This window comes from Raoultibacter phocaeensis, from assembly GCF_901411515.1.
GTDB classification, from domain to species: domain Bacteria; phylum Actinomycetota; class Coriobacteriia; order Coriobacteriales; family Eggerthellaceae; genus Raoultibacter; species Raoultibacter phocaeensis.
The window spans coordinates 698,167-713,918 of the sequence record NZ_CABDUX010000002.1; the positions used below are offsets into that span (position 1 = coordinate 698,167).

Here is a 15,752-nt window from a genome sequence, read left to right on the forward strand (position 1 = left end):
CACACGGGTCTACGCGAACGGACGCATATCCTGAGAATCTCACAGGAGATCTTGTTGGAAATCTTGCGGTAAACGGGACTTTTCAATAGGGACTGTTTCGTGTATCATGCATAAGGTTGCTTCGCGAGAGTGAAGTTTGCGCCGATGCGCGGGTGTGGTTCAATGGTAGAACTCCAGCCTTCCAAGCTGATAACGCGGGTTCGATTCCCGTCACCCGCTCCATTAAGAATGCAGGCCAGGGCTACAAAGCTCTGGCCTTTCTGGTTCCATTGAACCGGAAGTGCCTCTGGAAAAAACCGCTCGTATAGAAAAAGACCCGCTGTATGCGGGTCTTTACGGTTTAGGGGTTGTTCGCAAGTGGGATCGGCTCAGCCGGCCTGGGTTGCCAAGTAAGTGATGATGTCATCCGACTCGTACATCGCCTTGCCCCCGGTGACGAGGCAGGGAACCTGTTTCTTGCCTCCGATGCACACCAAATCGTTCTGGATACCGGGTTGGGTGGTGTCGCGCATATCGAGCGTAATGCCCTTCTCGTCCATGAAACGAAGTACTTTCTGGCAAAACGGGCAGGTCTTCTTATAATAGAGTGTATGGTCTTTCAAGTATGCCACGGGTGCTCCCTTCGTACGATCCCCGAATGACGACCGCGAAAAATGCGATAGCGCGTTTTATCTTACTAAAGAAGTGATCGATCAAGCGCTCGGTGGGCTTCGTTGTTGCTAAGCGGTTGCTTTCCTTACGCGAAGCCTCCACGAGGGCCCTTGCACCCGATGGGGCGATGCTGTTTGGTTGTTCGCGCCGAGGTACGGGGACAACCATACGAACTCAACGAAGCGTTTGTTGCACGGCAGTGCGGCTGCCGATACGATGCCACACGGAGGTGTGCATGATGAACAGCGAGAAAACAGGGTCTCTGATCCGCCGGTTGCGTACGGAGCAAGGCATGACCCAAAAGGACTTGTCCGACAAGCTGCACGTCAGCGATCGTGCGGTTTCCAAGTGGGAGCGAGGATGCGGATCGCCCGACGTATCGCTGCTTCAAAGCTTGTCTGATGTGCTCGGCGTAGACGTGCAAAGCCTCCTTACGGGCGATCTCAGCCCAAACGACAAAGACGGAGGAAACATGAAGCGCATCAGATTCTATCGATGTCCAACATGCGGCAACGTAGTCACCAGCACATCGGCTGCGGAAGTTTCGTGCTGCGGTCGCCCGCTCGAGCAGCTTGAGGTAAAGCGATCCGAAAAAGAGCACGCGATCTCGATCGAAGAGGTGGAGGACGAGTACCTCGTAACGGTCGACCACCCGATGAAAAAGGACCATTTCGTGTCGTTTGTAGCCTGCGCCACCGACGAACGTCTCGTGCTCGTCCGCATGTACCCCGAACAAGCGGCTCAAACGCGCTTTCCGCGGATGCCGTGGAGCACGTGGTACGTATGCTGCACGCATCACGGGTTGCATGTTCTGAGCGGCAAAGAAATGCGTTCGATCGCCCCTATGCGCTCCGGAGAATAAAACCGAAAGCTTATGCACTTTTGTCAGAAAGCCGCTTAAATAATTACCGTTTTTCACGTATTCGGCTTCCGTAGCTCGTCTTACGATATCTTATCAATGACTGGTTAAATGGAATGAAATAGGGTATACTGAAGAGTTTTTTACTTAGAAAACGTATAGCGCGTGATTCAGCGAGAAGAAAACCGCTCAGTAGTTTCTCTTTGCGAATGGCGCTCGGTGAGCGCGAAGTGCGGTATAATACCAACGCGCCGAACGGCGCAGAAGCGCTCGTAGCTCAGCTGGATAGAGCAGTGGACTTCTAATCCGAAGGTCGCAGGTTCGAATCCTGCCGGGCGCACCACGTAAACGAAGCGGATCGGCGCGAGGTCGGTCCGCTTTTTACATTCGGACGTAGAGCGGTTCGAACTGATTGCGATTATCGTCTTTCTGACGAGGCGAAACTCTGTATGAAGTCAAATGTCAAAACGAAGCATGGCGAGGTTCTGAGACGCGCCTGAACACACGAAAGTATCCCTTTTTGCGGCGTGGGAGAGGAGGCGGTCATGCAGCTTTATGCCATCGGGTGCCGCCGCCGATTTTCGTGGAATATAACGATTTTGCATTTTCACGCTTCTTTATGCAGCCCTATTCATAAAGTGAAGCAGCGTGTGGGGCTCATCGAGCTTTTCGAGTCGATGCGGAGACCGTTTGTCACTTTTTCGCTTTACTGCGATGGAGCAATTTCTGGAAGAAAACTGAAAAGAAATCGTTTTGTCAATAACCGTTCACCGCTTTAAAACTACCGTTCGCCAATCCTTTATTTCAGTTCGGTACTACCTGTTGCTTTTTCTTTTCGCCCATGAGATTTTGGCCCTGTCATGCGGTTGTGCTCAAAATATGAAGCAAAACCGAGAGTCTGAATCTATAAAGTGCATAAAAAGAAAAGGAGGGTTGCCATGGCTGGTGTAAACGTCAAAAGTGAAATCAAGCCTTTGAAAAAAGTCTTGCTTCACCGACCGGGTAAAGAGTTGCTCAACCTGACACCAAACACGCTCGAAGAGCTTCTGTTCGACGACATTCCGTTTTTGAAGGTCGCCCAAGAAGAGCACGATGCGTTCGCCGAGATTCTTCGCGACAACGGCGTCGAAGTCGTCTATCTCGAAGACCTTATGGCGGAAGTGCTCGACCAGAAGCCCGAATTGCGCGAACAGTTCCTGAAGCAGTTCATTGAGGAAGCTGGCATCCGCACCGATCGCTACCAGAAGATCATCTACGATTACCTCAACGACAATTACAAGGACAACAAGGATCTCGTCCTGAAAACCATGGAGGGCATCAACCTCACCGAGTTGCACACCGACAAGTCGAATTCGCTTGTCGACCTCGTGAGCGAGTCCTCGAAGATGGTTGTCGCCCCCATGCCGAACTTGTACTTCACGCGCGACCCGTTCGCTATGATCGGCAACGGCGTCTCCATCAACCGTATGTATTCGGCCACGCGCAATCGCGAGACCATCTACGGCGAGTACATCTTCAAGTACCACCCGGATTTCGAAGGAACTCCCGAGTACTACAGCCGCTACAACACCTTCCACATCGAAGGCGGCGACATCCTCAACATCAACGATAAGGTTCTCGCCATCGGCATTTCCCAGCGCACCGAGCCCGATGCGATCGACGCCATCGCGAAGAACATCTTCGAATCGGATTCCCCGATCGAGACCATCCTGGCATTCAAGATCCCGAACAACCGCGCCATGATGCACCTCGACACCGTATTCACCCAGATCGATTACGATAAGTTCACCATTCATCCCGGCATCCTTGGGCCGTTGACCGTCTTCGAGATCACCTCCGACGGCCAAGGCGGCATCCGCGTGAAAGAGATTCACGATACGCTCGAGAACATCCTCGAGAAGTACGTCGGCAACCCTGTCGAGCTCATCCTGTGCGGCGGTGGCGACCGCATCGCAGCCGAGCGCGAGCAGTGGAACGATGGCAGCAACACGCTGTGCATTGCTCCGGGTACCATCGTGGTCTACGAGCGCAACGACGTGACGAACGCCGTACTGCGCGAAAAAGGACTCACTGTTTTGGAGATGCCCTCCGCAGAGCTCTCGCGAGGCCGTGGCGGCCCGCGCTGCATGAGCATGCCCATCTGGCGCGAAGACTAATCCCCTAAAACCCAATCGGCCCTTCGCCCAAGCGGCGAGGGCCGGTCGAGGTAGGGCGGTTTATAACTTGGCACCGCCCGAACGTTTTGTCATCACTGTACATGCACTATCGAAAGGAATGAGCAATGCCTACTAGTTTGAGCGGACGTAACTTCTTGAAGCTGCTGGATTTCACGCCCGATGAAATCCGCTACCTCATCAAGTTGTCCAAAGAGTTCAAGAACCTGAAATTGACGGGCACCCCCCATCGTTATCTCGAAGGTAAGAACATCGTTCTTCTCTTCGAGAAGACTTCAACTCGCACCCGTTGCTCGTTCGAGGTCGGCGGCATGGACCTCGGCATGGGCGTCACCTACCTCGATCCCGGCAGCTCGCAAATGGGCAAGAAGGAATCCATCGAGGATACCGCTCGCGTGCTCGGCCGCATGTACGACGGCATCGAGTACCGCGGCTTCGACCAGTCGATCGTCGAAGACCTTGCAGCCAACGCAGGCGTACCGGTATGGAACGGCCTTACCACCGATTTCCATCCCACGCAGATGATCGCCGACATGATGACCGTCGAGGAGAATTTTCCCACGGGCATCAAAGGCCTGAAGTTCGTGTTCATGGGCGACGCCGAGAACAACGTGGCGAATTCGCTTATGGTCGTGTGCGCCAAGCTCGGCCTGCACTTCGTCGCATGCGGTCCGAAAGAGCGTATGCCGAAGAACGAACTCGTCGAGCAGTGCAAGGAAGTCGCCGCTGAAACCGGCGCCACCATCACGCTGACCGAAGACGTCAAGGAAGCCTGCACGGGCGCGCATGTCATCTACACCGACATCTGGGTATCCATGGGCGAGCCGGCCGAGCTTTGGGCCGAGCGCATCAAGCTCCTCGAGCCGTACCGCGTGACGACCGAGGTCATGGCCATGGCTGCCGACGATGCCATCTTCATGCACTGCCTGCCTTCGTTCCACGACACCAAGACCACCGTCGGAGCCGAGATCGCCGAGAAGTTCGGCGTGACCGAGATGGAGGTCGAGGATGCCGTGTTCGAGTCTCACCAGTCAAAAGTATTCGACGAGGCCGAGAACCGCATGCACTCCATCAAGGCCATCATGTACGCGACCCTTTCCTAAAGCGGAAGGAGACCTGTTATGGCTTATCAGAAAGGCGAGGGCAAGAGCGTGGTCATCGCGCTCGGCGGTAACGCGCTCGGAGACTCCCCCCAGGAGCAGCTCGAGCTCGTGAAGAACACCGCTGAGCACATCGTGGACATGGTCGCCGAGGGCATCAACGTTGTGGTATCCCACGGCAACGGCCCTCAGGTCGGCATGATCAACAACGCGTTCGCCTACGCGAGCGCCCATGACGGCAAGACCCCCGAGATGCCCTTCCCGGAGGCTGGCGCCATGAGCCAGGGCTATATCGGCTACCAGCTCTCGCAGGCGATCCTCAACGAGATGAAGCGACGCGGCATCATGCGCTCGACTGCGTGCGTGGTCACCCAGACCGTCGTCTATCCCGACGATCCGGCGTTCCAGAACCCCACCAAGCCCGTCGGCGCATTCCTCAGCGAGGAAGAGGCGAAGGCAAAGGCCGCCGAGACCGGCTGGACGTTCAAAGAGGACGCGGGCCGCGGATGGCGTCAGGTCGTGGCTTCCCCGAAGCCCCAGCGCATCGTGGAGTTCGACGCCGTGAAAGACCTCATGGACGCGGGCTACATCGTCGTGTCCACAGGCGGCGGCGGCGTGCCAGTAATCGAGAAGAACGACTCGTACGAGGGCGTTCCCGCGGTTATCGACAAAGACCGTTCGTCGGCGAAGCTCGCCGCGGACTTCAGGGCCGACATGCTCGTGATCCTCACGGCTGTCGAGAAGGTCGCGATCAACTTCAACACGCCCGAGCAGGAGTCGATCGACTCCATGACGGTGGCCGAGGCCCGAAAGTACATCGAGGAGGGCCAGTTCGCGCCCGGTTCGATGCTCCCGAAGGTCGAAGCCTGCATCGAGTTCGTCGAGGCCCATCCCGAGGGTCGCGCGCTCATCACGTCGCTCGAGTGCGCCGCAGCCGGACTCAAGGGCGAGACTGGCACGGTTATAACCAAGTAATACAGTAGCAAGGGGTGCTTTAACAGGCGGACGGAGCCTGGACGTACACGAGACCACGGCTCGGTCCGCCTGCAATTTCTCGTTCACCGTAAACTTCGATCCCTACTAAAAAGGAGGGGCAATGGCCGAGAAAGTTAAAGACAAAAGCAAGAAGAAGCGATCGATAAGCTCGTTTACTATTTTGCTTATCATGCTCATCGTGCTTGCGATCATCACCGTGGTGATGTCGTTTGCAGGCGTCGAGGGCGTGGAGGGCGCGACGATCGCCAATGTGGCGACGGCACCGGTGAAAGGTTTCACCGACGCGCTACCGGTATGCCTGTTCGTTCTTATCCTCGGTGGATTCCTGGGAATCATCACCGAAACCGGAGCTCTCGATGCAGGCATTGCCGCATTGGTTAAGAAGCTCAAGGGCAACGAGCTCATTTTGATTCCCATTCTCATGTTCATCTTCTCCATCGGCGGTACCACCTACGGCATGTGCGAGGAAACCGTTCCGTTCTACCTGCTGCTGGCTGCGACAATGGTCGCCGCGGGCTTTGACAGCGTGGTCGGTGCGGCAACCGTTCTGCTCGGTGCCGGTTGCGGCGTGCTCGGCTCGACGGTCAACCCGTTCGCCGTCGGTGCCGCAGTCGACTCGCTTTCGGGTACGGGCATCGCGATCAACCAGGGCACGATCATCCTTCTCGGCGTCGTTCTCTGGCTCGTCACGCTGGCCATCTCGATCGTGTTCGTCATGCGCTACGCGAAGAAGGTCAAGGCCAACAAAGGCTCGACCATCATGTCTTTGCAAGAGCAGGAGACCATGAAAGAAGAGTTCGGCGAGGCTCAGCAGGAAACCCTGAACGCCGAAGCGAACCCCAGCGAAAAGCTTATGACGGGCCGCCAAAAGGGCGCTCTCATCGTGTTCGCGCTCACGTTCGTCATCATGATCATCGGCTTCATCCCGTGGGAAGATTTCGGCGTAGAAGTCTTCAATGCGGGTGCGGCTTCCGAAGAGGTAACCGAAACCATCAGCGGCGCAGATATCTCTGCAGCATGGGATGACGCGCGGGTCGGCGGAGCGCTTGAGCTCGGCGACAACGTCGAAGGTACCGTTACCGAAGATGTGCAGATTTCCGACGGTTGGTCTTCGTTCCTCACGGGCGTTCCGCTCGGCGGATGGTACTTCGACGAGGCTTCCACGTGGTTCCTCATCATGGCCATCGTCATCGGTTTCATCGGCGGTCTGTCCGAAAGCCGTTTCGTCAAGGCATTCATCAACGGTGCAGCCGACATGATGAGCGTCGTGCTTATCATCGCGCTCGCTCGTTCGATCACCGTGCTTATGGGCGAGACCGGCCTCGACATGTGGATCCTCGAGAACGCTGCGAACGCGCTGGCGGGCATGTCGGCGATCATATTCGCGCCGCTGTCGTTCTTGCTGTACGTGGTCCTGTCGTTCCTCATCCCGTCGTCCTCGGGTATGGCGACCGTATCCATGCCCATCATGGGCCCGTTGGCGAACAACCTCGGATTCTCAACCGACGTCATGATCATGATCTTCAGCGCGGGCAACGGTCTTGTGAACCTGTTCACCCCGACGAGCGGTGCCATCATGGGCGGCTTGGCGCTTGCGAAGGTCGAGTATTCTACTTGGCTGAAGTTCGGCGCGAAGCTGTTTATCGTCCTCGGTGTCGTCTGCATGGTCATCCTCACGGCGGCGATGCTGATCTTGTGATACTACGCGGGCACATTGCTTGTGTGAACTGAGACGGATCCCCTGCGCAAGCGGGGGATCTTTTTTTCATATGCGGTTTCTGCGCGCGATGGTTCCGAGCGCTACGCATCCGCGCCGCGTCCTGTGATCGGCTGAGTCGATCACCCATCTGATATTCGAAAAACGCACGCGTGAGTGAGCCGCGTATAATCGGGGCAACGTTGGTCTGTGACTATCACGTGAGGAGTTGTTATGGATGAGGGACGAGTAAACCAACAGCTCGATGCATCGGCGCAGGGGGAAGCTGCCGTGCCGAAGCGGGTAACTCAAGACGATCCGGCGGGACGTACGTGGACGTGGGAGGAAGACGGCTACACGGTCATCCGCTCCAACGCGCGTTCGGGCCCGGGGTGCCACGATAACTGCGGCGTCCTCATGTACGTTAAGGATGGGGTGCCCGAAAAGATTGAGGGCGACCCCGAGAACCCGTACAACCAAGGCAGGCTCTGCCCGCGGTGCCTTGCCTTCAAAGAGATGCTCTACCATGAGGATCGCCTGAAGTACCCGATGAAGCGCGCTAAGGAAGATCGCGGTAAGAACACGTTTGAGCGCATCACGTGGGACGAGGCGTACGACATCATAGAGCGCGAAATGAAAGCGGTCATCGAAGAGTACGGCAATGAGGCCATCTGGGTTACTCAGGGCACCGGTCGCGACATCAACGGCTACGGGCCGCTCATGGCGCAGTACCTCGGCACGCCGAACTACGGCACCGGCTTCCTTTCGGGCCAGGCATGCTATGCGCCGCGCATCTTCTCGACAGCGCTCAAGGCGGGCGGCCTCTTTATCTGCGACTATTCGCAGTTCTTCCCCGATCGCTACGACGATCCGCGCTGGGAGGCACCCGAGTACGTACTCATATGGGGAAACAACCCCGTTGTTGCCAACTCGGACGGCACACTCGGCCACTGGATCGTCGAGAGCATGAAGCGGGGCAGCAAGCTCATCGTCATGGATCCGATGCTCACGTGGGTCGCCGGCAAGGCCGATGTGTTCTTGCAAGTGCGCCCTGGCACCGATGCGGCGCTCGCGCTTGCGCTGTGCAACCAGATCATAGCCGATGGGCTCGAGGATAAGGAGTTTGTCGAGTACTGGTGCTACGGATACGACGAATTCGCCGAGCATGTGAAGGACAACACGCCCGCCTGGGCGGCTGAAATCTGCGGCGTCGACGAAGAGCTCATAATCGAGGCTGCCCGCAAGATCGGCAACGCGAAATCGTGCTGCTTGCAGTGGGGCGTAGCCATGGACCACACCTCCGAGGGCTTCATCACCGGCATGGCGTGTTTCGACCTCATGGCGCTCACCGGCAACTTCGAGAAGCCGGGCACGATGGTTGCCGCGAATCCCGTATGGGATATGAGCGTCACTTGGATGCCGAACGACAGGGTGTGGCGCGGGTGCTCCGAGCCGGTCAAGGACCAGGGCCGTACGATGAACTTCGATTACCCGGCCCTCAAGGCCATGGCGGCCATCAGCCCCGACATGCTGCTCAAGGCCATGGAAACGGGCGAGCCGTATCCCATCAAGGCCATGTTCATGATGCAGAACAACGCGCTCGCCTGCATGGGGGCCGAGCCGCAGCGTATTCTGCCGGCGCTCCAGAAAATGGAATTCAACGTGTGCGTCGACCTGTTCCTCACGCCGACCATCCTCGCCTGCGCCGATGTCGTGCTTCCTGCGGCATGCTTTGCGGAGCGCATCGGCATCACGGGTCATCAGCCCTATGCGCTCGGAGCGATCGCCCAAGCGGTCGAGCCGCTTGGAGAATGCAAATCCGACCAGCGCATCATCTATGAGACGGGCAGTCGCTTCACGACCGACGAGTACAAGCAATGGGATGATGAGCAGGGCTTCTATGATTACCTGCTGCGCAAGACCGGCTACAACTACGAGGAGATGCGCGAACGCACGTGGGCCTATCCCGAGTTCGAGTACAAGAAGAACGAGAAGGGGATGCTGCGCCGCGACGGATCGGTGGGTTTCGCCACCTCGACGGGCCGCTACAACTTCTATTGCCCCGAAATGCTGCACTTCGGCCTTTCTCCGCTTGCAACCTACGAAGAGCCGCCTGAGAGCCCGGTATCGCGTCCCGATCTTGCGGAAAAATACCCGCTCGTGCTCACGACCGGCGCACGTCCGTGGGGTTTCTTCCATTCGGAGCACCGCCAGAGCCCCTCGATGCGGCGCTTGCATCCGAACCCCGAGATCCGCATCCATCCCGAGACGGCGGCGAAGTACGGTATCGCAGAGGGCGACTGGGTGCACATCGAGAACAATTTCGGATCGTGCAAGCAGAAGGCGCACCTGACCAAACGCATCCGCAAAGACACGGTATCGGCCGACCATGCCTGGTGGTTCCCCGAGCGCGGCCCCGAGGACGGAACGCTCTTCGGCGTGATGGAGTCCAACATCAACCGGCTCGTTCCCATGCGGCCCGGCAAGGTGGGGCTTGGGGCGTCCTATAAGTCGCAGCTGTGCAGCATAGCCAAGATCGAGGAGTGAGTGCCATGAAACAAGTGCTTGTAGTCGATTACGAATACTGCTCGGGATGCCATAGCTGCGAAATCGCCTGTCAGCAGGAACACGGCTTCGAGCCCGATCAGTACGGCATCGAGTTGAACCAGATCGGACCCGATCAGATCACCGATAGGAAGTGGCAGTACGAGTTTGTGCCCGTGCCGACCGACCGCTGTGACCGCTGTGCACACCGTCAATCGCAGGGCAAGCTTCCAAGCTGCGTGCAGCATTGCCAGGCAGGTTGCATCTACGTCGGCACGCTTGAGGAGATGGCAGACAAGCTCGGCAAGAAGAAGATTGCGCTGTTCACCTGAGAACGGGTGCCTACGGGCGTTTCGGGAAACGACGATGTTCGCTTTTCGGGCGGGGATGAACTATCCCCGCCCGTTTTCATGCGGTACAATAGACGACATCCCTTTACGATTGCAGAGGAAGCCATGCGGATCGAAACGCTCTATGAGTTCTTGCTGCTCACGTCGAACCTCAACTTCACCGAGACGGCGAAGAGCTTCTTCATTTCCCAATCGGTTCTGAGCAACCATATCTCGGGACTCGAAAAGGAGCTCGGCATCCGCCTGTTCGTGCGCGACCGCCATTCGGTGAGGCTTACCCAGGCGGGATCGCTTTTCCTCGAAGATGCGCAGAGGATCATCGCCGAATACGAGCACGCGATCGGGCGTATCTCTCAGTACCGCGACGGCGTTTCCTCCGTCATCAGGATAGGCTTTCTGCTCGGTTCGTACGGATCGTTTTTGCCGCTTGTGTGTAAACGTTACAGCGAACAGAACCCCGATGTGGGCTTCCATTTCTTGACCATGGAGATCGGCGATATCCAAGCACGGCTCAACGAGAACCGCATCGACATGGGGTTTACGCTGTTCACGAAAGACATTCAAGGGGGCAAGTACGCATATCGGTGCCTCTATGCCGACCGCTATAAGCTTGCGGTTCCCAAGACGCACCGCTTGGCCGCCCGAGAGAGCATTACGCTCGCCGATCTTGAAGGCGAGACGGTCCTTTCGCCGCGCTTCAACCGCACGCGCAACACGATAACCCAGGTGGGCGTGATGCTGCGCAATGCGGGCATCGATGTCCGCACCGACGATCAGATCGTCGATTCGGGCGCCCTCATGGCGACCATCGTGGCAACCGGCCACGTTGCGGTAACGCTCGACCACCATCGCGTGTACGGCAGCGGCAACGTGGTGTTCATCCCGATCGAGAGCGAGGGGATGGATCTGTGCTGCGGTCCCATATGGAAGAAATCGAAGGAAACCGATGCGATCCTGTCGTTCGTCGATTTCCTCCTCAAGGAAACTAAGGGCTTCACGAAAGAGGATTTCCTGTCCCGGGAAGGTGCCGAGGCCCTGCCGCCTTTGTAGGAAAATGCTGTGATGTTCGTGCGGTTGGGCGGGTGCCTCACCTTCCTGTGGTAGCATGGCAAATGCTATATGCATGGCTTATATAAGCCGAAGCAAGATCCTAAACGCAGTAGAAACGAACAGGGGGTCTGAGATTTCATGACGAAAACCCAACCAAAATCGAGGTCGACACTGAGTGCGCTGCTCGCTGTAACGCTTGCGCTTGCACTCGTGCCGTTTGCGAACGCGCCCGCCGCGTATGGCGAAGAAGAACAGGCCGAGGATACGGTCGTGCAGGAGCCTAAGGGCCAGGACGGCGAAGCCGAGGGACTCGACGCCCCTACCGCCGAGGCACCGGGGGAGGGTGCGGGAGATGCCGATACCGAGTCCGTGTCCGAAGCGAGTTCGCAGGAAGCAGCCCCTCAGAAGGAAGAGGGGACCGTTGTCGTGCTTCCCTCGGCCGAAGACATGGAAAAATCACTTATCGGGCTCGACGATCTGGCGAATGGCGAGGCCGGGATATCGACGTACTCGCTCGGTGCGGATGCCCGAGCAGCAGGCGTAGACGTGAAGTTCTTCAGCGGCGCCGACCGTGTGGAGACGTCGGTGCTTCAAGCGAAGGCCGCTTTCCCCCGGTCCGACTATGCCATCATCGCCGGCAGCAACTCTTGGCCCGATGCGTTGGCCGCTTCCGGACTTGCGGGTTTATACGACTGCCCGATTATGCTGACGCCGCAATACCGGCTCGATAGCGGAGTTGCGCAGGCCCTGAAAGATATGGGTGTCAAGCACGTCTTCGTTTTGGGCGACGCATACAGCATTTCCGCCGATACCGCAACGGCCATCAAGAACGTCATCAACGAGAACCCGGTGCGTTTAAGCGGTGCCGATCGATATGAAACGCAGATGGCGATTTACAATTACGGTCTGAGCAACAGCGACAATAAAACTTGGAAGAGCGAGCTTGCGGTTGTTGCGAACGGGGGAGATTCCCACTTCGCCGATGCGCTTTCGGCTTCTTCGGGCGCTTTCGCCCAAGGAGCACCGGTGTTTCTTGCGAACAGCTCGGGTGTTCTTAACAGCACCCAGCGCACTGCGTTGACCACCGGGGCTTCAAAGGGGCTGTTCAAAAACATCCTCGTTACGGGTGACTCTTACTCGATCTCCAACGACACCGAAACGTTTTTGAAAGGTGCTTGCTCCGGCGGAGCTTCGAATGTCGTGAGGCGTGGTGGAGCCGATCGGTACAAGACCAGCGCGCTCATAGCCGAATGGATGGTCGGCAAAGGGTACCTTTCGTGGGATAACGCCGCCTTCACCACCGGCAAGCTCGCGTACGACGCGCTTGGCGGCGGAGCGGCGCAGGGCCGTGCCAGCTCGGTCGTGCTTCTGGTTGATCTGTACCACACCGATGCAGCCGACAAGTTGATCGCCAACAAGGCGAACGTGAACACTTCGTTGAGGTTCTACGGAGGCTATCCGTCGATACCGGTGAGCGTGCGCACGTATGTCGCGAAAGGGCTTGGCATTTCGATGACGGCTACGGTGCAATACGACATCACGCTCGATGCGATGGTTGACTACGAAGCCAAGTTTTACGGGTCTTCGAGGAAAAACGAGCTGCGAAGCTACCTCGATCCTTCGGGAATCACGTCGGGCGATGCTAGATTCTACCAGTACGCCGATGTCGGACAAGGCTATACGGGCTTGTTCACGGCAGCTCAGCTCGACTCCTACATAGCGAAGATGGCTTCTGCATATTGGGAGGGCAAAACGGGTTATACGAGTAAGCTCCGCGGCATGGGGCAGGCCATCATCGATGCCGCACAGGCGTACAACATCAACGAGGTGTATTTGCTGAGCCATGCGGGCATCGAGAGCGCGTGGGGCTGCTCGAACTTGGCGCAAGGAAAGATTTCCGGATACTCTGGTTACTATAACTTCTTCGGCATCGCGGCTTACGATTCGAATCCCGGAAACGGGGCGGCCTACGCGAAGTCGAAGGGTTGGAACACGCCCCAGAAGGCTCTTATGGGCGCAGCGGAATTCTTGAGCAAGGGATATATCCACGATACGTCGTTCGCACAGAACACGCTCTACAACATGAAATGGGATCTCTTCAATGCTATCAACCATCCGGGTTCCCATTACGAATACGCGACCGATATGGCATGGGCTCAAAACATCGCCATAACCATGAGCGCGCTCTACAAAGCGCATGGCATGGATCAATCGACGTCGGGACTCGTTTTCCTGGTTCCCGAATATAAGAAGTAGCCTCAGTCGATATCCGCTGTACCGGGTGCCGGGGCCTCAAAGGCTCCGGCACCTTTGCGTTCGGATGGTTCGTGCTGTACGGGGATTTCGAATCGGATCGATTGGCCTTGGTGCATACGGACTTTGTATGAGGGGATGAATATGATACGTGCCCGAGGGGAAAGATGGTAAAATCTACTCTAATTGTACGGTATCAGCTAACGATGGAAAGAAGCATCATGCAAATTCGCGAACAACTTGAACTCGTGGTGAACGATGCCCTGAAAAACGCAATCGAAGGCGGGGCTCTCGAGCTGGAAGAAGCGCCGCACGCGGCCCTCGAGCGTCCGCGCGACGAATCCAACGGCGACTGGGCTTCGACGGTTGCCCTGCGCACCGCAAAGCTCGCCAAGAAGAATCCCCGCGACATCGCTCAGATCATCGCAGACCATATCCCCGAGAACGATCTGATCGAATCGGTCGAGATCGCGGGCCCCGGCTTCATCAACATCCGCCTCAAATCGGCGGCGTTCCAAAGCGTGCTCGCCGACGTGCTCAAACTCAAGGAATCGTACGGCAAGGGTGAAATCGAGCAGGGTAAGCGCTATGTGAACCTCGAATACGTTTCCGCTAACCCGACCGGCCCCATGCACGTGGGCCACGGCCGCTGGGCTGCGCTCGGCGATGCCACAGCACGCGTCATGCGCCATGCGGGCTACGATGTCTACGAAGAGTTCTACATCAACGATGCCGGCGTGCAGATGGATCTGTTCGGCAAGTCGGTGGCATGCCGCTACCTTCAGATGCTCGGTCAGGATATTCCGATGATCGAGAACGGCTACGGCGGGGGGTATATCAAGGATATCGCCCAAAGCATCATTGACCGCGATGGCGACAAATGGGTCGATGCCGATGAAGCTGCGCGCACTGAAGAATTCCGCGAGTTCGCCTACGCCCAAATGCTCCAGCTTATGAAAGATACGCTCGAAGGCTTCGGCAACCACTTCGACTGCTGGTTCTCGGAGCGCAGCCTGTACGTCGAAGGCCCCGACGGCACGAGCCCGGTTTCCCGCTCCATCAAGGCCATGGACGAGAAGGGCTACGTGTACGAGGAGGACGGCGCAACCTGGTTCAGGTCGACGGCGTTCGGCGACGAGAAAGACCGCGTCATGATCAAGGAGAACGGCGAGTTCACCTACTTCATGAGCGATGTCGCCTATCACTACGATAAGCTGTCCCGCGGATTCGACCACCTCATCAACATCTGGGGAGCCGATCACCACGGCTACGTCAAGCGCTGCGAGGCCATGCTCGAGGCCTGGGGCCGTCCGGGCGCGCTCGAAATCATGCTCGGCCAGCTCGTGAACCTCTACCGCGACGGCGAAGCGGTGCGTATGTCGAAGCGCACCGGCGAGATGATCACGTTCGCCGAGCTCATCGACGAGGTGGGTGTGGATGCGACGCGCTACCTCATGCTGTCGCGCTCACAGGACCAGCCGATCGACTTCGATATCGAGGTCGCCAAGAAGAAAGACGCTTCGAACCCGGTGTACTACGTGCAGTACGCCCATGCGCGCATCTGCTCCATCCTGCGCAAGGCGGCTCCCGCGGGGGATGCCGAGGCGGTTGTCGCCGGCACGAAGAGCATGGAGGAGCTGATCGAGAAACTCTTCTCCAGCGAAGCCGACCTGTCGCTTCTCACTCACGAATCGGAGATCGCGCTCATGCGCAAGATGTCCGAGTTCGGCGAGCTTGTGGCCGATGCCGCACGCGACCGCGCGGCGTTTCGCCTGACTCATTACGCTCAGGACCTGGCAGCTCTGTTCCACCAGTTCTATACGAACTGCCATGTGCTCGGCGAGGACAAAGAACTCGAGAAGGCACGTCTGTCGCTGGTGAACGGTACGCGCATCGTGCTTGCGAAAGCGCTCGATCTGCTCGGCGTTTCAGCGCCCGAGCAGATGTAGCTGCTTGCGTACCGGTTGCACCGGGCCGCACTGCATACGGTAATCGAATCATGGGGACCTTCGGGTCCCCTTTTTCATGCGTGCGCGTGCACAGAAATCCGCGCGTCTTGGCAAATGTTGCCGAAAAATC

The 15,752-nt window shown here is 57.6% G+C and carries 11 protein-coding genes and 2 tRNA genes; 12 read left to right on the plus strand and 1 reads right to left on the minus strand.

Annotated elements, in window-relative coordinates:
- Positions 1-148: 148 nt before the first annotated feature.
- Positions 149-222 (plus strand) — tRNA-Gly (locus tag FJE54_RS10815).
- 146 nt (positions 223-368) lie between these two features.
- On the opposite strand, the gene FJE54_RS10820 is transcribed toward FJE54_RS10815, so the two are convergent.
- Positions 369-611 (minus strand): glutathione S-transferase N-terminal domain-containing protein, encoded by a 243-nt coding sequence (locus FJE54_RS10820; RefSeq protein WP_139652788.1) that lies wholly within the window; start codon positions 609-611, stop codon positions 369-371.
- A gap of 278 nt (positions 612-889) precedes the next feature.
- Here FJE54_RS10820 and FJE54_RS10825 point away from each other — a divergent pair, with 278 nt between their 5' ends.
- The 11 genes from FJE54_RS10825 to argS all read left to right on the plus strand — a co-directional run bounded on the left by FJE54_RS10825 (position 890) and on the right by argS (position 15,622).
- Positions 890-1,513: a helix-turn-helix domain-containing protein gene (locus tag FJE54_RS10825; protein ID WP_139653786.1), complete on the plus strand. Its 624-nt coding sequence runs from the start codon at positions 890-892 to the stop codon at positions 1,511-1,513.
- Positions 1,514-1,776: 263 nt separating this feature from the next.
- Positions 1,777-1,853: transfer RNA gene (locus FJE54_RS10830), tRNA-Arg, on the plus strand.
- 595 nt (positions 1,854-2,448) lie between these two features.
- On the plus strand, positions 2,449-3,666 hold the full coding sequence (gene arcA, locus FJE54_RS10835) for an arginine deiminase (RefSeq protein ID WP_139652789.1): 1,218 nt from the start codon (positions 2,449-2,451) through the stop codon (positions 3,664-3,666).
- 125 nt (positions 3,667-3,791) lie between these two features.
- Positions 3,792-4,787 carry an ornithine carbamoyltransferase gene (argF, locus tag FJE54_RS10840; RefSeq protein ID WP_139652790.1) on the plus strand — a complete coding sequence of 332 codons (996 nt, stop codon included), beginning with the start codon at positions 3,792-3,794 and terminating at the stop codon, positions 4,785-4,787.
- 18 nt (positions 4,788-4,805) lie between these two features.
- Positions 4,806-5,759, plus strand: coding sequence for a carbamate kinase (gene arcC, locus FJE54_RS10845; protein WP_139652791.1), 954 nt, complete (start codon positions 4,806-4,808; stop codon positions 5,757-5,759).
- A gap of 121 nt (positions 5,760-5,880) precedes the next feature.
- Positions 5,881-7,479, plus strand: coding sequence for a YfcC family protein (locus FJE54_RS10850; RefSeq protein WP_139652792.1), 1,599 nt, complete (start codon positions 5,881-5,883; stop codon positions 7,477-7,479).
- Between the two features lie 231 nt (positions 7,480-7,710).
- Positions 7,711-10,023 (plus strand): molybdopterin-containing oxidoreductase family protein, encoded by a 2,313-nt coding sequence (locus FJE54_RS10855; RefSeq protein ID WP_139652793.1) that lies wholly within the window; start codon positions 7,711-7,713, stop codon positions 10,021-10,023.
- Between the two features lie 5 nt (positions 10,024-10,028).
- Complete coding sequence (locus tag FJE54_RS10860; protein ID WP_139652794.1) at positions 10,029-10,352, plus strand: 4Fe-4S dicluster domain-containing protein; 324 nt, start codon at positions 10,029-10,031, stop codon at positions 10,350-10,352.
- Positions 10,353-10,475: 123 nt separating this feature from the next.
- The gene (locus FJE54_RS10865; protein ID WP_180326706.1) at positions 10,476-11,420 is read left to right on the plus strand and encodes a LysR family transcriptional regulator; all 945 of its coding nucleotides are present in this window, start codon (positions 10,476-10,478) and stop codon (positions 11,418-11,420) included.
- Positions 11,421-11,558: 138 nt separating this feature from the next.
- The gene (locus tag FJE54_RS10870; RefSeq protein ID WP_139652796.1) at positions 11,559-13,676 is read left to right on the plus strand and encodes a cell wall-binding repeat-containing protein; all 2,118 of its coding nucleotides are present in this window, start codon (positions 11,559-11,561) and stop codon (positions 13,674-13,676) included.
- A gap of 218 nt (positions 13,677-13,894) precedes the next feature.
- The gene (gene argS, locus FJE54_RS10875; RefSeq protein WP_139652797.1) at positions 13,895-15,622 is read left to right on the plus strand and encodes an arginine--tRNA ligase; all 1,728 of its coding nucleotides are present in this window, start codon (positions 13,895-13,897) and stop codon (positions 15,620-15,622) included.
- The last annotated feature ends 130 nt before the right edge of the window (positions 15,623-15,752 follow it).